The organism is Streptomyces sp. XY006 (assembly GCF_002237655.1).
Taxonomy (GTDB): domain Bacteria; phylum Actinomycetota; class Actinomycetes; order Streptomycetales; family Streptomycetaceae; genus Streptomyces; species Streptomyces levis.
Window position 1 is genome coordinate 193267 of the sequence record NZ_NOKT01000002.1, and the last position, 20745, is coordinate 214011.

At 73.6% G+C, this 20745-nt stretch carries 19 protein-coding genes and 1 pseudogene; 15 read left to right on the forward strand and 5 right to left on the reverse strand.

Annotated features, from left to right (window positions below):
* Window positions 1-3: 3 nt before the first annotated feature.
* Window positions 4-375 carry a hypothetical protein gene (locus tag CHR28_RS03500; protein ID WP_094052139.1) on the reverse strand — a complete coding sequence of 124 codons (372 nt, stop codon included), beginning with the start codon at window positions 373-375 and terminating at the stop codon, window positions 4-6.
* A 237-nt stretch (window positions 376-612) separates the two neighbouring features.
* On the opposite strand from CHR28_RS03500, the gene CHR28_RS03505 reads away from it, so the two are divergent.
* Window positions 613-2691: a SpoIIE family protein phosphatase gene (locus tag CHR28_RS03505; protein ID WP_094051934.1), complete on the forward strand. Its 2079-nt coding sequence runs from the start codon at window positions 613-615 to the stop codon at window positions 2689-2691.
* A gap of 58 nt (window positions 2692-2749) precedes the next feature.
* Here CHR28_RS03505 and CHR28_RS03510 read toward each other — a convergent pair whose 3' ends face one another.
* Window positions 2750-3580: a putative protein N(5)-glutamine methyltransferase gene (locus CHR28_RS03510; protein ID WP_094051935.1), complete on the reverse strand. Its 831-nt coding sequence runs from the start codon at window positions 3578-3580 to the stop codon at window positions 2750-2752.
* 289 nt (window positions 3581-3869) lie between these two features.
* Between CHR28_RS03510 and CHR28_RS03515 the strand changes: the two genes are divergently transcribed.
* From CHR28_RS03515 to CHR28_RS03545, 7 genes are all read left to right on the forward strand, one after another.
* Entirely contained in the window at window positions 3870-4307 is a 438-nt protein-coding gene (locus CHR28_RS03515; protein ID WP_094051936.1) for a MarR family winged helix-turn-helix transcriptional regulator, read from the forward strand.
* A 113-nt stretch (window positions 4308-4420) separates the two neighbouring features.
* Window positions 4421-5026, forward strand: a complete 606-nt coding sequence (locus tag CHR28_RS03520) for a sulfite oxidase-like oxidoreductase (RefSeq protein ID WP_094051937.1) — start codon at window positions 4421-4423, stop codon at window positions 5024-5026.
* Window positions 5019-5774 carry a ferredoxin reductase gene (locus CHR28_RS03525; protein WP_094051938.1) on the forward strand — a complete coding sequence of 252 codons (756 nt, stop codon included), beginning with the start codon at window positions 5019-5021 and terminating at the stop codon, window positions 5772-5774. The genes CHR28_RS03520 and CHR28_RS03525 overlap by 8 nt, the downstream gene beginning before the upstream one ends.
* A gap of 255 nt (window positions 5775-6029) precedes the next feature.
* Complete coding sequence (locus CHR28_RS03530; RefSeq protein ID WP_094051939.1) at window positions 6030-6614, forward strand: Rv1733c family protein; 585 nt, start codon at window positions 6030-6032, stop codon at window positions 6612-6614.
* 249 nt (window positions 6615-6863) lie between these two features.
* Window positions 6864-7832: an acetylxylan esterase gene (locus CHR28_RS03535; RefSeq protein ID WP_094051940.1), complete on the forward strand. Its 969-nt coding sequence runs from the start codon at window positions 6864-6866 to the stop codon at window positions 7830-7832.
* Window positions 7833-7954: 122 nt separating this feature from the next.
* Window positions 7955-9292, forward strand: a complete 1338-nt coding sequence (locus CHR28_RS03540) for a serine hydrolase domain-containing protein (RefSeq protein WP_373453318.1) — start codon at window positions 7955-7957, stop codon at window positions 9290-9292.
* Between the two features lie 352 nt (window positions 9293-9644).
* Complete coding sequence (locus CHR28_RS03545; protein ID WP_094051941.1) at window positions 9645-10430, forward strand: GntR family transcriptional regulator; 786 nt, start codon at window positions 9645-9647, stop codon at window positions 10428-10430.
* Here CHR28_RS03545 and CHR28_RS03550 read toward each other — a convergent pair.
* Window positions 10366-10555 (reverse strand): annotated as a pseudogene (locus tag CHR28_RS03550) (AraC family transcriptional regulator); the annotation flags it as partial. The gene CHR28_RS03545 and the pseudogene CHR28_RS03550 sit on opposite strands and share 65 nt — an antisense overlap.
* Between CHR28_RS03550 and CHR28_RS03555 the strand changes: the two are divergent.
* Window positions 10514-10816, forward strand: coding sequence for a hypothetical protein (locus CHR28_RS03555; protein ID WP_256984122.1), 303 nt, complete (start codon window positions 10514-10516; stop codon window positions 10814-10816). The pseudogene CHR28_RS03550 and the gene CHR28_RS03555 overlap by 42 nt on opposite strands.
* Window positions 10817-10849: 33 nt before the next feature.
* The gene (locus CHR28_RS03560) at window positions 10850-11671 is read left to right on the forward strand and encodes an alpha/beta fold hydrolase (RefSeq protein WP_094051942.1); all 822 of its coding nucleotides are present in this window, start codon (window positions 10850-10852) and stop codon (window positions 11669-11671) included.
* Here CHR28_RS03560 and CHR28_RS03565 read toward each other — a convergent pair.
* Entirely contained in the window at window positions 11658-12482 is an 825-nt protein-coding gene (locus CHR28_RS03565) for a class I SAM-dependent methyltransferase (RefSeq protein WP_094051943.1), read from the reverse strand. The genes CHR28_RS03560 and CHR28_RS03565 overlap by 14 nt on opposite strands.
* A gap of 80 nt (window positions 12483-12562) precedes the next feature.
* Here CHR28_RS03565 and CHR28_RS03570 point away from each other — a divergent pair, with 80 nt between their 5' ends.
* Entirely contained in the window at window positions 12563-13183 is a 621-nt protein-coding gene (locus tag CHR28_RS03570; protein WP_094051944.1) for a dihydrofolate reductase family protein, read from the forward strand.
* Here CHR28_RS03570 and CHR28_RS03575 read toward each other — a convergent pair.
* Window positions 13165-13764 (reverse strand): PadR family transcriptional regulator, encoded by a 600-nt coding sequence (locus CHR28_RS03575; RefSeq protein ID WP_094051945.1) that lies wholly within the window; start codon window positions 13762-13764, stop codon window positions 13165-13167. The genes CHR28_RS03570 and CHR28_RS03575 overlap by 19 nt on opposite strands.
* 69 nt (window positions 13765-13833) lie before the next feature.
* On the opposite strand from CHR28_RS03575, the gene CHR28_RS03580 reads away from it, so the two are divergent.
* The 4 genes from CHR28_RS03580 (at window position 13834) to CHR28_RS03595 (ending at window position 20595) form a co-directional block, all read left to right on the forward strand.
* On the forward strand, window positions 13834-14232 hold the full coding sequence (locus CHR28_RS03580; RefSeq protein ID WP_094051946.1) for a nuclear transport factor 2 family protein: 399 nt from the start codon (window positions 13834-13836) through the stop codon (window positions 14230-14232).
* Between the two features lie 200 nt (window positions 14233-14432).
* Window positions 14433-15260 (forward strand): class I SAM-dependent methyltransferase, encoded by an 828-nt coding sequence (locus CHR28_RS03585; protein ID WP_094051947.1) that lies wholly within the window; start codon window positions 14433-14435, stop codon window positions 15258-15260.
* Window positions 15261-15402: 142 nt separating this feature from the next.
* Complete coding sequence (gene rho, locus CHR28_RS03590) at window positions 15403-16662, forward strand: transcription termination factor Rho (RefSeq protein WP_094051948.1); 1260 nt, start codon at window positions 15403-15405, stop codon at window positions 16660-16662.
* A gap of 90 nt (window positions 16663-16752) precedes the next feature.
* Window positions 16753-20595 (forward strand): HEAT repeat domain-containing protein, encoded by a 3843-nt coding sequence (locus CHR28_RS03595; RefSeq protein ID WP_094051949.1) that lies wholly within the window; start codon window positions 16753-16755, stop codon window positions 20593-20595.
* Window positions 20596-20745 lie beyond the last annotated feature (150 nt).

The window sequence follows — 20745 nt, forward strand, 5'->3', positions numbered from 1 at the left end:
CGCTCACCGGCTCTGCAGGCGCACGTGCAGTTCCTTCTCCTGGTCGCCGGAGACCGTGCTCAGGTCGTGCACGTCGAACAGGGAGTCCAGGGTCGTGCGCAGCCGCTCGATCGCCCAGTACCCGCCGTGCAGGTCGGCTTCGACCGAGGACGACAGCCGGACCTGCGGGTGCGCCCCCTCGTGCGTGTCGGCGACGTCGAAGGTGCCGAGCCAGACGGTCGGGCGGGTCTCGTGCAGTTCCTCCGGGACGTCGTCGGCGCACCGGTCGGACTCGTAACAGGCGCACAGCGTGTCGAACACGATCCGGGCGTCGTGCTTGCTGCACCCGCTGATCTCCACCGAGACGGAGTGGGGGTGCGGTCGCTCGTGGTTCATCACCATCGTGATCGCTCCTTAACTGGCCACGCTGCCGTTTCCGCCCCTCCCCCAGCAAAGCACCACCTCCCGCCGAGCACTACCGGCGGCGCGGATGCCTCTGCGGGGCGGCACCCGCCCCGGTGGGAGATGGTGGAAGGTGACGGAAGGGGCCTCGCACCGATGGCTCCGCGCGGTAGAACTGGGGTGTCGGCACCGTGACGGCGTGCCGCGAGAACGGCGAAGGCGGGGCGTGGGATGAGTGCAGCCGGGTCTCCCGGAGCCGGGGGCGAGGAGCCGGTGGGCGGCTCGGCGCGGCCCAGCGGACTGCTCGACGTCCTGCGCGTGGCCTCGGTGGTCCTGGACACCGAGGGCCGCATCGTGCTGTGGAGCCCGCAGGCCGAGGAGCTGTTCGGGTACGAGGCGCGGGAGGCACTCGGGCAGTACGCCGCGCGGATCATGGTCCACGAGCAGCACGTCGACCTCGTGGTCAAGCTGTTCGCGGACGTCATGGGCACCGGTCAGAGCTGGGCGGGGGCGTTCCCCGTCCGGCGCAAGGACGGCACCACCCGGCTGGTGGAGTTCCGCAACATGCGGCTGCTGGACGACCGGGGTGACGTCTACGCGCTGGGGCTGTGCGCCGACCAGTCGACCGTGCACCGGCTGGAGCGGGAGGTGGCGCTGTCGACGCGGATGATCGCGCAGTCCCCGATCGGGCTGGCCGTGCTGGACACCGAACTGCGCTACGTCTCCGTCAACAAGGCGCTGGAGGAGATCAACGGCGTACCGGCCGAGGAACACCTGGGCCGCACGCCCCGCGAGGTCGTGCCCGGGATGGACGTCGACGCCCTGGAGACGGCGACGCGCCGGGTGCTGGAGACGGGCACGCCGGTCGTCGACCAGTCCACGATCGGCCGCACACCGGCCGATCCGCACCAGGACCACGCCTGGTCGGTCTCGCTGTACCGGCTGGAGAACGCCTTCGGGACCGTGCTGGGCGTGGCCGTCTCGATCGTCGACGTCACCGAGCAGTACCGCGCCGGGATCGAGGCGGAGGCGGCCCGGCGGCGGCTGGCGCTGATCGCCGACGCCTCGGGACGGATCGGCACCACGCTGGACCTCGACCACACGGCCCACGAACTGACCGAGGTGGCCGTGCCGGAGCTCGCCGACGTCGCGGCGGTGGACCTGCTGGACGCGGTGGTGCAGGGCCGGCAGTCCAGTCTCGGCCCCACCGAGTCGGCAGTGATCCGGGCGCTCGCGGTCCAGGGGTACGACTCCGCCGAGGCGCTGGAGGCGGCCGATCCGCCGGGACAGGTGGCCCGGTACGCCCCCGACCGGCTCGTCACCCAGTGCGTGCGCACGGCGAGTCCCGTGATGCTGCCGGAGGTCAAGGACGAGGACCTGCCGCGCATCGCCCGCTCCCCGGAGGCGGCCGAACTGCTGGGCCGGGCCGGGGTGCACTCGTACCTCGCGGTGCCGCTGATCGCGCGCGGCCAGGTGCTGGGCGCCCTGGACCTCAAACGCACCCGCAATCCCCTGCCGTTCACCGAGGACGACCTGCTGCTGGCCCGCGAACTGGCCGCCCGGGCCGCCGTGCAGATCGACAACGCCCGCTGGTACCAGAGCGCGCGCGACACCGCGCTCACGCTGCAGCGCAGCCTGCTCCCCAGCCACCCCGCGGTGACGGGCGGACTGGAGGTGGCCTCCCGCTACCAGCCGGCCGGTGCCACGAGCGAGGTCGGCGGCGACTGGTTCGACGTGATCCCGCTGGAGGACGACAAGACCGCGCTGGTCGTCGGCGACGTGATGGGCAGCGGCATCCCGGCGGCGGCGGCCATGGGGCGGCTGCGGACGGCGACCAACACCCTGGCCTCCCTTGACCTCGACCCGAACGTGCTCCTGGAGCACCTCGACAAGATCACCGCGGGGCTGGACCAGGCCATCGCCACCTGCTTGTACGCCGTGCACGACCCGCGCCGGCGGGAGTGCCGGATCGCCAACGCCGGGCATCTGCCGCCCGTCCGCGTCCGGGCCGGCCGGCCTCCGGAGCTGCTCGACCTGCCGACCGGGGTGCCGCTCGGCGTCGGCGGGGTCGCCTTCGCCACCACCACCGTCGACCTTGAGCCAGGCGACCGGCTGGTGTTCTACACCGACGGACTGGTCGAGACCCGGCGTGACCCCCTCGACGACCGGCTCGGCACGCTCCTGTCGCTGCTGGACGGGCCGGACCGGCCGCTGGAGGAGGTCTGCGAGCTGCTGCTGCGGACGCTGCACGAGCCGGACAACTTCGACGACGTGGCACTGCTGATCGCGCGGGCGACGGCCCCGGAGTGAAGGGTCGGGACGGCGCCTCTGACCCGGGGGCCGTGACGCCCCCCCGGCCCGAGGGGTCTCAGGTCCGGACGCCGATCACCACGTGGGCGTGCAGCTCCTCCGAGACGGCCAGCCGGGCGGTGAGGCCGCTTCGCTCGAACGCGGCGACCGCGTCCGGGGCCTGGTGCCGGCTCGTCTCCACCAGCACGCAGCCGCCCGGGGCGAGCCAGCCGGGCGCCCCGGCCGCGACCCTGCGCAGCACGTCGAGCCCGTCCGTGCCGCCGTCGAGGGCGACCAGCGGCTCGTGGTCCCGGGCCTCCTGCGGCAACAGCCCTATCTCGTCGCTCGGCACGTACGGCACGTTGGCCGCGAGGATGTCGACGCGGCCCCGCAGCCCGCGGGGCAGCGCCTCGAACAGGTCCCCCTGGTGGACGTGCCCGCCGGCGGCGGCGACGTTGGTGCGGGCGCAGCGCACGGCGGCCGGGTCGATGTCGGCGGCGTGCAGTTCGACGCGGCCGAGCCCGGCGGCCAGCGCCGCGCCGACAGCGCCCGAGCCGCAGCACAGGTCCACGACGACGCGCGCGCCGGGCGCCCGGCCCAGGGCCTGTTCCACCAGGAACTCGGTGCGGCGGCGCGGCACGAACACGCCCGGCGCGACGTGGATGCGCAGCCCGCGGAACTCGGCCCAGCCGACGACGAGTTCGAGCGGCAGACCGGCGGCGCGGCGTTCGGCCATGGCGGCGGCCTCGGCCGGGGTGCGGGAGGTGGCGAGGATCAGATCGGCCTCGTCCTCGGCGAAGACACAGCCCGCCGCGCGCAGGACGGCGACGAGGGCGTCACGGGACGACGGCGGGGACGGCGGGTTCGGCGGGTTCGGCGGGTTCGGTGGTACAGCGGACACAGACGGCATGGAAGCCCAGAGCCTTTCGAGAACCGAAGGGCGCTCCGGCGGTCGCCTAGGGCCGGCGATCCGCGCCACGTCGAGGGGAGAGCACCCGAGCTGACACAGCGGTAATGGGTCTCACCTCCCCGGTTCCTCGACGGCTGGGTCCGTCCGCAGCCGGACGGCAACCCTACCCGACGGGCCGGCCGCCCGGTACGGGGTCACGGCCGGGCACCCTGCCGGGCCAAGTGGTTGGGTCATGCAACCGTCGTGCGACCATGGGAGGAGCAGACGGCAGCGCCCCGAGGGAGGTCCCGTGCAGACAGCCGACGCCGTGGAGACCATCCAGCGGGAGATGACGGTCTTCGCCCGCCGGGCGCGTGCCGCGGCCGGGCGGACGCACCCCGAGCTGTCGCTGGTGTCGTACACGCTGCTGGGGCATCTGGAGGACAGCGGTGGGTGCCGGGCCACCGATCTGGCCGCCCACTACGCCCTGGACAAGTCCACCGTCAGCCGCCAGGTGTCCGCGGTGGAGCGTGCCGGGCTCGTGGCGCGCCGGCCCGACCCGCGGGACCACCGCGTCCAGATGCTGGAGCCGACCCGGGCCGGCCGGCGCATCCTGGCCCGGGTCACCGAAAGCCGCCGGGCGGTCGTCCGGGAACGGCTGGCGCACTGGCCCGAGAACGATCTGTCGCGGTTCGCCGACTACCTCGTGCGCTACAACGCGGGATCCGCCCCCCGGCCGCAGGACTGAGACCCACCGCATGTGCGGGATCCACATGCGCACACCACGTACGGTTGAATAGGCAATCACTGATCACGCCGGACCGGACGGGGCACCGCCGGCCGGCCCGGAGGCACCACCCGATGCACATCACCCGAGGCTTCACCGGGCGCCCGCGCGGCGCCGACCCGGGGCTGCCGCCCGGGCAGTACGACGCCCGCGACGACTGGCCCGTCCTGTCCGCCGAGGTCACCCCGGACCTCGCGCCCGCCGACTGGACCTTCCGCGTCGACGGGCTGGTCCACGAGCCCCGCACCTGGGACTGGGAGCAGGCGCACCGGCTGCCGCCGTCGGCGTACGAAGGCGCCATCCACTGTGTGACGAGCTGGTCGAAGTTCGGCATGCGGTTCTCGGGTGTGTCCCTGGACGCCTTCCTGGATGTGGTCCGCCCCTATGGCTCGGCGACACATGCCGTGGCGTACGCGCACACCGGCTACACCACGAGCCTCCCGCTCGCCGATCTGACCGGCGGTCGCGCCTGGATCGCCTGGGAGTACGACGGACGGCCGCTCGCGCCGGAGCACGGCGGCCCCGCGCGGCTGCTGGTGCCGCACCTGTACTTCTGGAAGAGCGCCAAGTGGATCGCGGGCCTGCGGATCCTCGACCACGACGAGCCGGGCTTCTGGGAGCAGAACGGCTACCACCAGCGGGGCAACCCGTGGGAGGAGCAGAGGTACGCCGGTGACTGAGACCTTCGTGCCGCCCACTCGGTTCGCCGTGCCCGGGCGCATCGCCGTGCACGAGCAGGCCGCCTCCATGTGGCAGACCGCCACGCTCACCGAGATCCGCCGCGAGACCCCGCGCACGGCGACGTTCCGGTTCGCCGTGCCCGGCTGGCCGGGGCATCTGCCCGGGCAGCACCTCATGGTGCGGCTGACCGCCGCGGACGGCTATGCGGCCCAGCGGCACTACTCGATCGCGTCGGCGCCGGACGACTCCGGGCATGTGGAGCTGACCCTGGACCACGTCGCGGGCGGCGAGGTCTCGGGCTGGTTCCACACCGTCGCCCGGGTCGGTGACCGCGTCGAGGTGCGGGGCCCGGTGAGCGGCTTCTTCGCGTGGCCGGGAGACCGGCCCGCGCTGCTGCTCGGCGCCGGCTCGGGCGTCGTGCCGCTGATGTCGATGGTCCGGCACCACCGGGCGCGGAAGCTGACCGTGCCGCTGCGCATGCTGGTGTCCGCGCGCAGCCCCGAGGAGCTCGTCTACGCACGGGAGTTGGGCGCCGAGACGACGCCCGTGTTCACGCGGAGCGCGCCGGAGGGAGTGCCGGTGGGACGTATGGCGGCCGCACATGTGGCACCGCTCCTGGCCGCGTCCCCGCCTGGTGGGTGGGAAGCCTATGTGTGCGGCTCCAACTCCTTCGCCGAGCACGCCTCGCGCCTGCTGGTGACGGCGGGTCAGCCCGTGGACCGCATCCGGATCGAACGCTTCGGCTGACGCCGACGGCGTCCGCGTCGGGATCGGCCTCCGCGTCCGCGTCGGCATCGGCATCGGCATCACCTCACCTCGTCTCGCCGCGCAGGGCCGGTGTTTTGCCCCCGGAGGGCCGGGCACCCAGCCCGGGGGCCGGGAACCGGGTACAGGATCCGTGGGGGCGCGCGTGGGGGCGGTCCCACGCGGTGGGGCGAGCGGCAGGGGCCGCCGTCGTCGCACGACCGGTCCGGCTCTCCGGCGAAGGGCGAGGAGGTCGGCATGCGAACCCGGGTGCGCGGCTGGCGCTGGCGGCACAGTCCGCTGCGGCGCCGGTGCGATGTCGTCGAGGCGTGGACGGTGCTGGTGGTCGCCGTCCTGATCCTCGTGGGCGCGCCCCTGGTGGGAGCGGCGGCCGCCTGGTGGGCGCACGGCGAGGCACGGACCGTCTCTCTGCAGCAGCGCCAGGAGCGGCACGCGGTGCGCGCCGAGGTGATCGGCGAACGGGGCCGCTCCCTGCCGTCGATGCAGGGCGGCGGGCAGCGCGCCTACCGGACGACCGTGCGCTGGTCGGAGCCGGGCGAGGGGACCCGCACGGCGACGGCCCGGGTTCCCGCGGGCGCCCGGCAGGGCGACGTCGTGGACGTCTGGTTCGACACCCGCGGGCGGAACGTCACACCCCCCGTCGACGGAAGCGCCGTCTGGCAGCACAGTCTGACCATGGGCACGTGTGCCGCCGGAGGTGTGGTGCTGCTCGTGATGCTCGGGCACGGCGCGGTGCGCCGGGTCGCCCTGCGCCGCCGGCTCGCCGAGTGGGAGCGTGCCTGGGCCCTGACGGAACCGCAGTGGACGCACCGCAGCGCGTGACGCGACACCGAGACGCCAACCGTTCGGTGACCCGACCACCTGCCCGCGGCATCGCCCCCGTCCCGACCGCACACGCCCCCGTCCCCACCGCACCCGCCCCCGGCCCCACTCCCCTGACCAGCCGGTGCCCCGCTGTGCCGCTTCCCTCCGCGCCGGGCACGTCCGGTGAACGCCTGGTCAGTCCTCCGACCACCGCCGTAAGGTGATCCGCGCTGTTCTCGCACCGGTCCTCATCAAAGGCGGTCCTGCATGGCCCTGTTCGACCTTCCTCTCGACGAACTCCGCGCGTACCGCAGCGCGTCCACGGAGCCGGAGGACTTCGACGCGTTCTGGTCCAAGACGCTCCAGGAGGCGCGCGAGCACGATCTGGACGCCCGCTTCGAGCCGGTCGACACGGGCCTGTCCACCGTGCGGGTCTTCGACGTGACGTTCGCCGGCTTCGGCGGGCATCCGGTCAAGGGCTGGCTGACCGTGCCGGCCGGAGCGGACGAACCGCTGCCGCTGGTCGTGGAGTTCATCGGCTACGGCGGCGGGCGCGGACTGCCGCACGAGCATCTGCTGTGGGCGTCCACGGGGCGGGCGCACTTCGTGATGGACACCCGCGGCCAGGGCAGCGCCTGGGGCGGGGGCGGCGGCACGGCGGACCCGGTGGGCGGCGCGCCCGCCTACCCCGGTTTCATGACCCGCGGCATCGACGCGCCGGAGCACTACTACTACCGCCGCGTCTACACGGACGCCGTGCGCGCCGTCGAGGCGGCCCGTTCGCATCCGCTCACGGACGCCGCGCGCACCGTCGCGGTGGGCGCCAGCCAGGGCGGCGGCATCACGATCGCCGTCGGCGGTCTGGTGCCCGACCTCGCGGGCGTCGCCCCGGACGTGCCGTTCCTGTGCGACTATCCGCGCGCGGCGACCCTCACCGACCGGCACCCGTACCGGGAGATCGGCCTCTACCTCAAGACGCACCGCGGCCGGACCGAGGAGGCCCTGCGCACGCTGTCCTACTTCGACGGCGTCCACTTCGCCGCCCGCGGCCGGTCCCCCGCCCTCTTCTCGGCCGCCCTGGAGGACCAGACCTGCCCGCCGTCGACCGTCTTCGCGGCGTTCAACGCCTGGGGCCACGAGGACAAGGCGATCGAGGTGTACGACTTCAACGACCACGAGGGCGGCGGCCCCTACCAGGAGGCGGTCAAGCTGCGCTGGATGCGCGGGCGCGTCTGATCCGGCCGCTCCCCTCCGGCGGCCTTCCCCTTTGGTCCGACCAGTCGGTACGTTCTTCCCGCCCGGGCGGCGCGACACCGCGGCCCGGGCCTGGACACGACCGCGGCGAAGGGGTGGGGCCCATGTCCGAGAACGAGGCGTCCGAACAGGCGCAGGCGGCACGCGGAGCGGCGCCAGGCGAGGACACGGCACCCGGCGACAGCTCCCGCGCTGACCGGGCACACACAGACCGGGCACACACCGGCCGGGCACACGCCGACCGGGGACGCGCCGACCGGCCGCGGGTGCACGGTCACCGGGTGCACGGTCACCGGGTGCACGGTCACTGCGACCCCCGTTTCACGGCCGTGCGCGAGGCCTTCGAGGAGAACTTCCGCGAGCGCGACGAACTGGGCGCCGCGGTGGCCGTCACCGTCGGCGGCCGGGTCGTGGTCGATCTGTGGGGCGGCTGGGCCGACGGGGCGCGCAGCCGCCCCTGGGAGCGGGACACGCTGGTCAACGTGTGGTCCACGACCAAGGGCCCGGTGGCGCTCTGCGCGCACCTCCTCGCCGACCGGGGGCTGCTGGACCTGGACGCGCCGGTGGCCGTGTACTGGCCCGAGTTCGCCGCCGCGGGCAAGGAGAAGGTCCTCGTACGGCACCTGCTGTCCCACCGGGCCGGTCTGGCCGGACTCAGGGAGCCGCACTCCCTGGAGCAGCTCTGCGACTGGGAGCTGACCACCCAGCGGCTCGCGGCGACGGAGCCCTGGTGGGAGCCGGGCACCCGGTCCGGCTATCACGCGCTGACCTACGGCCATCTGGTCGGTGAGGTGGTGCGGCGGGTGTCGGGCCTGCGCCCGGGAGCCTTCCTGGAGCGGGAGGTGACCCGGCCGCTCGGCATCGACTTCCGTATCGGTCTGCCGGAGGAGGAGGCCGGCCGGGTCGCGGAACTGGTGCAGCCGCCGGTCGTGGAGTCCGGCGCGCAGGCCGCGGTCTTCGCGCAGCTCGCGCCGGCGGCGATCGCCGCGCTGAGCAATCCGCCGGTGGGCGCGGCCGCGGCCAACACGCCCGGCTGGCGGGCCGCCGAGATCCCGGCGGCCAACGGGCACGGCACCGCGCGGGCGGTGGCCGAGCTGTACGGCGTCTTCGCCGGGCGCGGTTCGTACGGCGGCCGGCGGCTGCTGTCCCCGGAGGCGGCCGAGCGGGTGCGCGAGGGGCAGGGCGGCTGCCGGGACCTGGTCCTCGGCGCCGGGTTCCCGGGCGAGACGGAGGTGGGGCTCGGTCTCTGGCTGAGCGGCACCAACGGCTCCTACGGGCCGAACCCGCGCGCTTTCGGACACGACGGCTTCGGCGGCTCCTGCGGACTCGCCGACCCGGAGGCGGAGGTGTCCCTGGGGTACGTGATGAACCGGATGGGCCCTCACATCGCCGACGACCCGCGCAAGATGGCGCTGGTGGGGGCCGTGTACAGCGCGCTGTAGGGCGTATCGCGTCCTCTCGGCGCGGGGCGGCGGACCGGACGGATGCACCCGTTCCCCTCGAGCGGCCCGGCCAGGCCAGGCCCCGGCCCGATGCCCGCACCCGCCGCCCGGGCGCCCAGGGCGTTCCGGCGGCGGTGCGGTGACCCCGCCGCCGCGCCGTCCCGCCGCCACTGCCGCCTGGCCGACGCCTCCGCCCCGCCGACGCCTCCGACCCGCCGACGCCTCTAACGCGGCGGCACTCGGTTTCGGCCGAACCGCCCGGCCGCCCTTCCCAACTGGTTTAGACCAATGCTAGATCTGGTGGCGCACCGGGCCCGCACGGCTACCGCACGTCACCAACAGGAGGCGCGGCATGGCCCGCACCACCCCGCCCGACCACCCGGCGACCGAAGGAGAGCCCCTGTACCGGCGGATCGCGACGGAGCTGCTCGGCGAGCTGCGCGACGGCACGATCCCGCCCGGTGAACGACTGCCCGGCGAACGGCGGCTGGCCGGGCACTTCGGCGTCAGCCGGGAGACCGTACGGCAGGCGCTGGAGCTGTTGCGCCGCGAAGGTCTCGTCGCCACCGACCGGCGCGGCAGCCACGCCACCCTGCCCGGCGCACCGACCCGGTCCCCGGCGGCGCTCACGTTCCCGGTCGGCGCCCGGACCACCACGCCGGGCACCGTCGCCCGTGCCACCGTCACCTGGGAGCCTCCCCCGCCGGAGCACGCCGAGGCCCTGGGACTGGCCCCCGGCCGCCCGACCCTCGTCCACCACTACCGGTACGCGAGCACCGACGGGCAGGGCCTGCGGACCGCCGTCACCTCGTTCTCCGCCGTGGCCCTCGCGGAGGTGGAGGAACTGGCCCGCTACCGCGACCGCGCCGACGGCACCGCCGCCGCCCAGCTGCGCCGCGCCTACGACTGGATGCGCCGGGCCGGTCTCACCCTCCACCACCGCGACGCCATCACGCCGCTCGCGAGCACGCCGTCGGTGCGGGTCACCCGGCGGGTGCACGACCAGTACGCGCGCCCCCTGGAGATCACCGACCTCGTCGTGGACGCCCAACAGGACGCGCTCGTCTACGAGTTCACTCTGCCGGGCCGGGCGGAGCGGCCCGCAGCCGCCGGGGCGTCACGCCGTAGGCAGCCCTGAAGCGGCGGGTGAAGTGGCTGGGGCCGGTGAAGCCCCAGGCGCGCGCACAGGCGGTACAGCGCCCGCACGGAGATGTCGTGGGCGTGAGCGATCCGGGCGGGCGTGAGGTCAGGTTCCGCCAGATGGGTCCGCAAGCCGGCGATCATCGGTCACTCGTTCGGCGGACTGCTCACGCAGATTCTCGCCGGGCGGGGCCTGTCCGCGGCGTCGGCGGCCATCGACCCGGCACCCTTCCTGGGCGTGCTGCCGCTGCCAAGCGCCGGCGGCGCAATCCCGGGATCACGGAGATCATCGAGATCGAGGACAGGGGCCACGCCCTGACCATCGACCACGGCTGGCAGGAGGTCGCGGACACCGCCCTGACGTTCGTCCGGCGTTTCGTCTGATCTCGCGCCACGATCCCGGAGAGAGGAATCCCCATGAGCAGGTTCACCACGTCCGACGGAACCGAGATCTACTACAAGGACTGGGGTGAGGGCCGGCCCGTGGTGTTCAGCCACGGCTGGCCGCTCAACGCGGACGCGTGGGACCGGCAGGCGCGCCTGGTCGCCGAGAACGGGTTCCGCGCCATCGCCCACGACCGCCGCGGCCACGGCCGCTCCGGCCAGCCGTGGCAGGGCAACAACATGGACCGGTACGCCGACGACCTGGCCGAGCTGATCGAGTCGCTGAACCTCGACGACGCGGTGCTGGTGGGCCATTCGACCGGCGGCGGCGAGGTGGCCCGCTACATCGGGCGGCACGGCACCGGCCGGGTCGCCAAGGCCGTACTGCTGGGCGCGGTGCCGCCGCTGATGCTGCGCACCGACGACAACCCCGAGGGCACGCCGAAGGAGGCCTTCGACGGGATCCGGGCGGCCGTGGAGGCGGACCGCTCGCAGTTCTACTGGGAGCTGAGCGAAAGCTTCTACGGCTTCAACCGGCCCGGCGCCTCCGTCTCGGAGGGCGTGCGGCGGGCGTTCTGGATGTGGAGCATGCAGGCCGGCCTGAAGGGCGCCTACGACTGCGTCGCGCAGTTCTCGGAGACCGACTTCACCGGGGATCTGTCGCGGATCGACGTACCGACGCTGGTCGCGCACGGTGACGACGACCAGATCGTGCCGATCGCCGCCTCGGCGAAGCGGACCGCGCAGCTCGTGAAGGACGCGACGCTGAAGGTCTACGAGGGCGCCCCGCACGGCCTGGTGGGCGACTTCGAGAAGGCGTTCAACGACGATCTGCTCGCCTTCATCCGCGGCTGACCGGCCCGCCCGGCCCATCCGGCTCCGCCGCTCCGTCCGGCTCCGCCGCTCCGTCCGGCTCCGTCGGCCCGCCCGGAGCCGCCGGTCCGTCCGGGGTTCGGGCCACGACGAGACGCACCCGAGGGCTGCCGTCGCGTCGCCGCCCGAACTCCGGCAAGGCGTACAGCTCCACCCGGAAACCGGCCCGGGCGAGCTCACGCCGTACGTCCCCGAGCCGGAACGTGCGGTAGTACATGACGAACGGCGGCCGCCACAGCGCGTTGCGCACCCGCATCACCGTGTCGAAGCCGAGCAGCGCCCAGTAGCCGCGGCTGCCCGGGCGGGGCGGGGCGACCAGCGGGAACGCGAACCGGCCACCCGGCCGCAGCACCGAGCGGACCTGCGCGAACAGCCCGGGCAGTTCACGCGGCAGGAAGTGCCCGAAGGCCCCGAAGCTCACCACCAGGTCGAAGGCGGGCGCGAACGGCAGGGCACGGGCGTCGGCCCGGACCCAGGAGACCGGCGGCCCGTCGGGCCGGATCCGTTCCCGCGCGACGTCGAGCATGCCGGCGCTGAAGTCGGCCCCGGTGACGTGCTCCCCGCACAGCCGCGTCAGCACACCGGTCCCCGCCCCGGTGCCGCAGCACAGGTCGAGCCCGGTGGCGAAGGGTCCCATCGGGCGCAGGGCCGATTCGACGGCGTCCAGCACCGAGTCGGGGGTCCGGAAGGGCGTGTGGTCGAACTTCGGCGCGAGGAGGTCGTAGCCGCGTGGGACGGACGACAGGGCCTGGACGGCGAGCTCGCGCACACTGGGACCTTCAGGGCTGAACATCGGCTCAGCCTACGGGCTGCCCCGCGCCGTCCCGGAGCACTGCGCGGACAGCCCCGGGCCGTGACGGGAAGGAGTGGGCGATGACCGCACGCACGGGCCGGGTGAGCTGCGACCTCACGATCTCGGCGGACGGGTTCGCGGCAGGGCTGCACCAGAGCGAGGAACGCCCCTTCGGCGACGACGGCGGGGACGGCACGGGCGGCAGACTGCACGCCTGGATGTTCGACACCCCCCAGGAGAACCGGGCCGAGCTCGCCCGGCTGAACAGCGCCGCGGCCTACGTCATGGGCCGCAACATGTTCGGCCCGGTGCGCGGCGCCTGGGACCGGCCCTGGAACGGCTGGTGGGGCGAGAACCCGCCGTTCCACGCGCCGGTCTTCGTGCTCACGCACCACGCCCGCGCGCCGCAGACGATGGACGGTGGCACCACGTTCCACTTCGTCACGGACGGCGTCGCAGCGGCCCTGGCCCGGGCCCGCGAGGCCGCCGGAGACGGCGAGGTCTGCGTGCTCGGCGGGGCGACCACCGTCAATCAGTACCTGGCCGCCGGCCTGGTCGACGAGCTGCGGCTGCACCTCGTGCCCTGCACGCTCGGCGCGGGCACACGGCTGTTCGACGGCGTCCCGCCGCTGGACCTGGAGCAGGTGCGCTCCCGGTCCGCGAGCCAGGTCACGCACCTGACTTATCGCGTGCCGTCCTGAGCCGGAGGGCGCGGCCGCTCGCCCCGGGCGGCGCGCCGGTCCAGGACCTCCCGCACGCGCGCGCACCAGCGGAGGTTCTCCTCCTCCAGGGCGATGCCCGCCAGCAGGGTCAGGTAGGGGCCGACGCGGTCGGCCTCCCGCAGGTACTCCTCCTCACCGCGGCCGGCCAGCAGGCGCTCGCGGACGCGCAGGTAGCGGGCCAGCTTGCCGCGCGCCCACGCCTCGCGCTCCTCGACCAGCGCCCGGGTGTCCTCGGGGTCGGCGCCGTCCATCGCCTGGATCTTGATGAGCAGTTCGTCGCGGATGGCGGTGGGCCGCCGGGGCGGTGTGGCGGCGAACGTGTCCAGGTCGTGGCGGCCGGCCGCGGTCAGCGTGAACATGCGTTTGTCGGGCCGCCGCTCCTGCCGTACGACGCGGGCCTGGATCAGGCCCTCCCCGGCGAGGCGCTCCAGCTCCCGGTAGAGCTGTTGCGGGGTCGCCGCCCAGAAGTTGGCGAGCGACACGTCGAACACCTTCGACAGCTCGTAGCCCGACGCCTCGCCCTCCAGGAGGGCGGCCAGGACGGCGTACTTGAGAGACATGTGGACACCGTATCAACGGTTGACTAATCTACTCCGCACCTACTCAACTAGTTGAATAAGGCGGTTGCGATGCGTGCATTCCGTGAGGCGGTCGAGGCGCTCGACCTGGACGCCGCCGAGGCGCTGCTGGCGCCGGACGTCGTCTTCACCAGCCCGGTGGTGTTCAAGCCGTACACCGGCAAGGCGATCACGGGGGCGATCCTGCGCGCCGTCTCCGGTGTCTTCCAGGACTTCCGCTACGTGCGCGAGATCAACGACGCGGGCGGCCGTGACCACGCCCTGGTCTTCACCGCGCGGGTGGGTGACCGGGAGATCAACGGCTGCGACTTCATCCACGTCGACGACGACGGGCTCATCGACGAGTTCACCGTCATGGTGCGCCCCCTGTCGGGCGCGCAGGCGCTGGCGGCGGCCATGGGAGAGCAGTTCGAACGGATCGCGGAGGAGGCCAGGGCCCGCGCGGTGTGACGGACGGCTCGCGAGGTCCGTCTCCGGCGTTCGGCGGCGCGCGCCGGGCACCACGCGAGGTCCGTTTCCCGCGCTCGGCGGCGCACGCCAGGACCACGCGGGGTCCGCCTCCGGCGTTCGGCGGCGCGTGCCGGGCACCACGCCGGTCCGTTTCCCGTGTTCCCCCGCCGCCCGGGGTCGGTTCGCGGTTGGATGTCCCCATGACGTCCGCCGAGCACGACCGGCTGATGCGGGCCAACCAGGCCAACTGGGACGCCCGCACGCCCGTCCACCTCGCCAGCCGGTTCTACGGCCTCGACCAGGACCTCGATCCCGAGCGCTGGTTCGCCCCGTTCGAGTGGGAGGACCTCGGCGAGCTGGCCGGCCGTGACGTGCTCCACCTGCAGTGCCATCTCGGCACGGAGACGATCGCCTTCGCCCGGCGCGGGGCCCGGGCCGTGGGGCTCGACTTCTCCGCGGCGTCCGTGGCCGCCGCGAACGGCATCGCGGCGAGGGCCGGGGCCGACGTGACCTACGTCCGGGCCAATGTGTACGACGCCGTCGAGGCCCTGGACGGACGGCGGTTCGACGTCGTGTACACCGGCAAGGGCGCCCTGTGCTACCTGCCCGACCTGGACCGCTGGGCCCGGACCGTCGGCCGGCTCCTACGGCCGGGCGGCAGCCTGTACGTCGTCGAGTTCCACCCGCTGCTCAACTCCCTCGGCCCGAAACCGGCCCCGGGCGAAGGCCCCGAGCTGCTGCTGCGCCACGACTACCTGGGCGGCGGCGGTCCCGTGCGCCGCGACGCCACCCACACGTACACGGACGGCCCGCCCGTCGAGGGCGCCACGGACAGTTACGAGTGGATGCACGGAATGGGCGAGGTCGTCAACGCGTTGACGGATGCGGGGCTCAGCGTGCGGCGTCTGCGTGAGGGCGACGAACTTCCCTGGCCGCGCTGGCCGCACATGGTCCGCACGGAGTCCGGCTGGTGGCGGCTCCCGGAGCCGCGGATCCCGCTGCTGTACGGGCTGCTGGCGACACGCTGACCCGCTTCCCGTTCCCCTGGCGCCGCCCGGCGTGGTAACGTGCCGAACAGCACGTGTGCTTGCCCCCTCTTGCGGGCGCCGGTGCCAGTTCCTCCAGCAACACCTCTTCTTCATCTCTCCCAGCACCACGACGGATCCCGTCGTGTTCCCGGTGCTGTTCCCCGCCGCACGGAGGCGTGCCCCAAGGCCCTCCCCTCGCGGCTCTCTCCCTCCCCTTCGCATGTCTCATGCCATCCCGTCCCCGGAAGGACACACCACCATGACCACCACCCTCGAAACCCCGCCCGGACAGCGGCGGACCACGCCCCGACCCGTCATCGGCGTCCTGGACATCGACACGAACGGGAAGGGACACCTGCGCGGCGGCGACCTCCTGCCCACCCCCGCCGACATCGCCGTCTCCCCCGCGCTGATCCGCCGGCACGGCCTGCGCAAGGGCGACCTCGTCGAAGGCGTACGCGGCGACCGGGGCGGCCTCACCGAGGTCGAACGGGTCGACGGCGCCGGCCCCGACGCGCTGCGCGGCCGGCGCCACTTCCGCGATCTGACACCGCTGCACCCGCACGAGCGGCTGCGCCTCGAACACCCCGCCGCCGGAGCGGCCGGACGCGTCGTCGACCTGATCGCACCCGTCGGCAAGGGCCAGCGCGGGCTCCTCGTGGCCCCGCCCAAGACCGGCAAGACCGTCCTCCTCCAGCAGCTCGCGGCGGCCGTGGCCGGCAACCATCCCGAGTGCCGGCTGATGGTGCTGCTGCTCGACGAGCGCCCCGAGGAGGTCACGGACATGCGGCGCGGCGTGCGCGGCGAGGTCTACGCCTCCACCTTCGACCGCACCGCCCGGCAGCACATCGCGCTCGCCGAACTCGTCGTCGAGCGGGCCAAGCGGCGCGTCGAGGCGGGTGAGGACGTCGTCCTCCTCCTCGACTCGCTGACCCGGCTCTGCCGGGCGCACAACAACGCCGCGGGATCCGGCGGCCGCATCCTCACCGGGGGTGTCGACGCCTCGGCGCTGGCCGGGCCCAAGCGCTTCTTCGGCGCCGCCCGCACGGCCGAGGAGGGCGGCTCCCTCACGATCCTCGCGACCGCCCTCGTGGAGACCGGCTCCCGAGCCGACGACTACTACTTCGAAGAGCTCAAGAGCACCGGCAACATGGAACTCCGCCTGAGCCGCGAGCCGGCCTCCCGCCGGCTCTTCCCGGCCGTCGACATCACCCCCTCCGGCACCCGCCGCGAGGAACTCCTCCTCCCCCCGGCCGAGTTGACGGCCCTGCACGGCCTGCGCCGGGTCCTGCACCACCGCGACGGCCAGGGCGCCCTGGAAACCCTTCTGGAACGCCTGCGCGAGACACCGGACAACGCGACGTTCCTGCGCCGCATCCAGCCGACGCTGCCCGCGAGTTGACGGTCCCTCACCGAAGGGCACGAGTCCGGCACGGGCGCGGCGCGTGACCGCTAGGTTGTGGCCCTACGACGCTCGGCGCTTGGGGGGCACATGGCCGGCAGCGACACGGCACGAGGCGCGGACCGCGAGGACGGCACGACGCCGCCGGCCACGTCGGTGCGGGCGAGTGCGGAACGGGCGATCGCCATCGGCGGGAACGCGCGCACCGTCGTCTCCGGCGACGGCGTCACCATCGTCGAGAAGCAGTTCGTCCAGCCCACGCCGTCCCCGGCCGCCGCACCCTCCGAGGAGGAGATCGCCACGGCGGTGGCCGTGTACGCCGGGCAGCTCGCGCACCTCTACGGACGACTGGACCTGGAGGTCCTCACTCCGCTGCCGGACGATCACCCGGCCGTGGAACTGCGCGACGTCTTCGTCACACCGACCGTGCGGGCCGAGCTGCCGCCCGTGGAACTGCCCAGGGAACTGCTCAGGCGGCTGGCCGAGGCCGGGGAACTGCCGGACCGGGGGGCGCTGCCGCCGGGCGTGGACGACACGTCCTTCGCGGCCCTGCGGGAGTCCTATCTGCGACGCCCCGAACAGGACGTCCTCGATGTACTGGCCGCACCGGCCAACCGGCTGCTGGTCGTCCTCGGCGACCCCGGAGCGGGCAAGTCCACCCTGGTGCGTCACCTGAGCCTGACCCTGGCCCTCGGCGGGGCCCCGGATCAGCCGCCCGCACTGGCGGGCCGGGTGCCGCTGGTGATCGAGCTGCGCCGGTACGCGGAGGAGCAGTGGCGGCACAGCGGCTTCGAGGACTTCCTGACCCACCTGCACGACGACTACGCCCAGTCCGTGCCCCGGCCGGTCCTGGAGGAACTGCTCGCGAGCGGCCGGGCCCTGGTCGTCTTCGACGGGCTCGACGAACTCTTCGACCCCAAGGTGCGCGCCCGGACCGCGGAGCGCATCGCCGCGTTCGCCGTGCGGCGGCCCTCCGCGCGGATCGTGGTGACCTCCCGCGTGATCGGCTATCAGCGTGCCCTGCTGGAGGGCGCGGGCTTCACCCACTTCATGCTCCAGGACCTGGACGAGGAGCGGATCGGGGCGTTCGTCCGCAGCTGGTACCGCGTCTCCTGCCCGGGCGACCCGCTCCAGGCCGGACGGCTCGTCGAACGGCTCACCTCGGCCGTGCAGGACTCACGCCCCCTGCGGGAGATGGCGGGCAATCCGCTCCTGCTGACCGTCCTGGCCATCATCGGGCGCCGGCAGACGCTGCCGCACAACCGGCGGAGCGTGTACGAGCACGCCGTCACCGTGCTGGTCTCGCACTGGGACCAGGCGGCGAAACTCCTCAAGGCACCGTTGCCCGCGCCGGTCGCCGAGGCCCTCGACGTGCTCGGTCCCGACGAACGCGTGGAACTGCTCCGGCTGCTGGCCCGGGCGATGCAGGAGGGACACAGCGGCATCGCGGGGAACCACATCCACGGACCCGACCTGGAACGCGTCTTCCGCGACTACCTCCAGCAGTACGAACTGCCGCCGGTGCACGCCACAGCGGCGGCCCGCGCGATGGTCGCCCAACTGCACGAGCGCAACTTCATCCTGTCCCGCTACGGCGGCGACGTGTACGGATTCGTGCACCGCGCCTTCCTGGAGCACCTGGCGGCGGCCGACATCGCCCACCGGTACAAGGAGGACCGGGCGTGGACGCCCGAGGAGCTCGTCGAGCAGGTGATCGCCGGGCGGGCGCAGGACCCCGCGTGGCACGAGGTGCTGTTGTTGCTCGCCGGGCAGATCGGCACGGCCACGGTCGGCGCGGCCGTCGACCGGCTGCTCGCGCTGCACGAGGCGAGACCGGACCAGGATGCCTCCCATGTGGCCCTCGCCCTGCGGATGCTGGCCGAGACGGGCAAGCTGCGCGAGCTGTCCGCGCAGAGCGCGGCGGTCGTCGACGCCGCGACCCGGGCGCTCGACGCGCGCGGGCGCAAGGGTCCGTGGCTTCTCGACGAGGCGGTACCGGCCCTCGGTTCGTTCAGTCCGCACTGGACCGGGCACCGGAGGCTGGTCGACTGGTTCCGGATCAGCGGGCAGTTCTCGCCCAGCGAGGAGCCCACCGACACCGTCTGCGCGCTCCGCCTCGGCCGCGACGACCTCGCCGCCCTGGCACGCCGCAGCTACTACGGCATCGACCGGCTGCGCTTCCTCTACACCTGGGCGCAGCGGTTCCCCGACGACACCGAGGTCCGCGACCTCCTGCAACACATGGCGGAACACGAGCCGCAACAGCACCTGCGCTCCACGGCGCTGGATGTGCTGGCGGACGTGTGGCCGGACAGCGAGGAGGTCCGCTCGCTCGTGGCGGCGCGCGCCGCGGACGAGCCGGACGCCCGTACACGCTGTGAGGCACTCACCGTCCTGATCCGGCTGCGCCCCGACGATGTTGCTGCGCTCCGCTCGGTGGAACGGGCGGCGGCCGAGGAACCGGACGTGACGTGCCGCTCTCTGCTCCTGCGCGAGTTGGGGAGGTGGTCGGACGAACACGAGGCCATCCGTCGTCTCGTGATGTCCCGGGCGGTCGAGGACCCTGACGGGCACGTGCGTCGGTTGGCGTTGCGGATGCTGGGCGAGTACGGCCGCCAGCACGAGGAGGTCCGCACGTTCCTCAGCACCCGCGCGGTCCAGGCCGGGCAGGCCGAGGAGCGTGAGACGGCCCTGTGGACACTCAGCGAACACCTCCCCGGCGACGACCGGGTGCGCGATCTCGCCCTGCTGCGGTGCGCCGACACCCGCCGTCCACGCGACCGTCTGTATGCCCTTCGGGTGCTCGGCAGAGGGTGGCCCGGAGACGAACGGGTGCATCGCGAGATCCTGCGAGCCGCCGAGGACGCGGAGACGGACGTCCGGCGCGCCGCCCTGGACACGCTCGCCGAGCAGCGATCCTGGCCGGAGGACCTTCAGGAGATCGTGCTGCGGCTCGCCGGGGACGACCCCGACCCCGGCGTCCGGGGAGCCGCGATCCGGCTGGTCCGCCGTGACCGGTTCGAGCACGACGGTGGGCGCGAGCTGCTGCTGGCGGCGGCGCGTGACCTCACGACACCGCATGGGAACGACGCCGTCGCCCAGTTGGCAGAGCAGTGGCCGGACCACCCGGACGTTCGGGATCTGCTGCTCCGCATCGACATGGCCGCGCTGTCACCGCTGACCTTCAGCCTGGTGCTGTCGGAGCTGACCCGCCTCTGGCACGGGCACTCCGACGTCCGGGACCTGCTCGTGCGGGCGCCCGACATCCCGGAGGGCATCGGGCGGGGCCTGGCACTGGACCTGCTCGAGGACGTGTGGCCGGACTGGGACGAGATGCGTGCGTCCCTCGTGCGCCTGGCCTGCCGGCCGGACGACGAGCACGGCTCGCGCGCCTACGTCCTCAAAACCTTGGCCAAACGGTGGTTCGACCGGGACGACGTCCGGGAGGTCGTGGTCCGCGCCGCCCGCGACACGACGGCACCGTACTCGTCCATGGTCGTTCTCAACACCTTGCGCAAGCACTGGCCGCGCCGGGACGACGTGCGTGACCTGCTGCGGGACGCGGCCCTGCACCATGAGCGCGTCGACACCCGGTTCAACGCGGTCCGGACGCTTGGCCTGCACTGGCCCCACCACCCCGGCGTCCGGAGCCTGTTCCACACTCTCGCCTCGGAGGACCCGGATCCCGACGTCCGTTTCCACGCCCTGCGCCGCTGGGCACTCGTCGGTGGTGAGGAGGCGTGTGGGGTTGCCGCCGGGCGGGCGGGGGTGGATCCCGATGCCGTCGTCCGCCGGAAGGTGCTGCACATGCTCGCCCTGGCCTGGCCGGAGCGCACGGAGACGATCGCCGCCCTCGGGGACCGCGCGGAGCGCGACGGTGACGAGGAGACCCGGGAGGCGGCGGTGCGGCTGCTCGCGGACCTGGCCGGCTGACGTGACCCGTGCGGCATCCGGGTGCTCGCCGGGTGTGTTCGGCCCCGTCGTCGCCGTGCGCAGGGCGAGCGTTTCTACGTTGATCGTATGATCATCGGATTCTCTTCCCGGGTGGCCGTGTCGGCCGGGGCGCTCTGTGTGGCGGGGCTC

Coding starts and splice junctions, on each gene's coding strand:
- CHR28_RS03500 (WP_094052139.1), bottom strand. CDS start 375: ATGAACCACGAGCGACCGCACCCCCACTCCGTCTCGGTGGAGATCAGC.
- CHR28_RS03505 (WP_094051934.1), top strand. CDS start 613: ATGAGTGCAGCCGGGTCTCCCGGAGCCGGGGGCGAGGAGCCGGTGGGC.
- CHR28_RS03510 (WP_094051935.1), bottom strand. CDS start 3,580: ATGCCGTCTGTGTCCGCTGTACCACCGAACCCGCCGAACCCGCCGAAC.
- CHR28_RS03520 (WP_094051937.1), top strand. CDS start 4,421: ATGCACATCACCCGAGGCTTCACCGGGCGCCCGCGCGGCGCCGACCCG.
- CHR28_RS03530 (WP_094051939.1), top strand. CDS start 6,030: ATGCGAACCCGGGTGCGCGGCTGGCGCTGGCGGCACAGTCCGCTGCGG.
- CHR28_RS03535 (WP_094051940.1), top strand. CDS start 6,864: ATGGCCCTGTTCGACCTTCCTCTCGACGAACTCCGCGCGTACCGCAGC.
- CHR28_RS03540 (WP_373453318.1), top strand. CDS start 7,955: ATGTCCGAGAACGAGGCGTCCGAACAGGCGCAGGCGGCACGCGGAGCG.
- CHR28_RS03545 (WP_094051941.1), top strand. CDS start 9,645: ATGGCCCGCACCACCCCGCCCGACCACCCGGCGACCGAAGGAGAGCCC.
- CHR28_RS03560 (WP_094051942.1), top strand. CDS start 10,850: ATGAGCAGGTTCACCACGTCCGACGGAACCGAGATCTACTACAAGGAC.
- CHR28_RS03565 (WP_094051943.1), bottom strand. CDS start 12,482: ATGTTCAGCCCTGAAGGTCCCAGTGTGCGCGAGCTCGCCGTCCAGGCC.
- CHR28_RS03570 (WP_094051944.1), top strand. CDS start 12,563: ATGACCGCACGCACGGGCCGGGTGAGCTGCGACCTCACGATCTCGGCG.
- CHR28_RS03575 (WP_094051945.1), bottom strand. CDS start 13,764: ATGTCTCTCAAGTACGCCGTCCTGGCCGCCCTCCTGGAGGGCGAGGCG.
- CHR28_RS03580 (WP_094051946.1), top strand. CDS start 13,834: ATGCGTGCATTCCGTGAGGCGGTCGAGGCGCTCGACCTGGACGCCGCC.
- CHR28_RS03585 (WP_094051947.1), top strand. CDS start 14,433: ATGACGTCCGCCGAGCACGACCGGCTGATGCGGGCCAACCAGGCCAAC.
- CHR28_RS03595 (WP_094051949.1), top strand. CDS start 16,753: ATGGCCGGCAGCGACACGGCACGAGGCGCGGACCGCGAGGACGGCACG.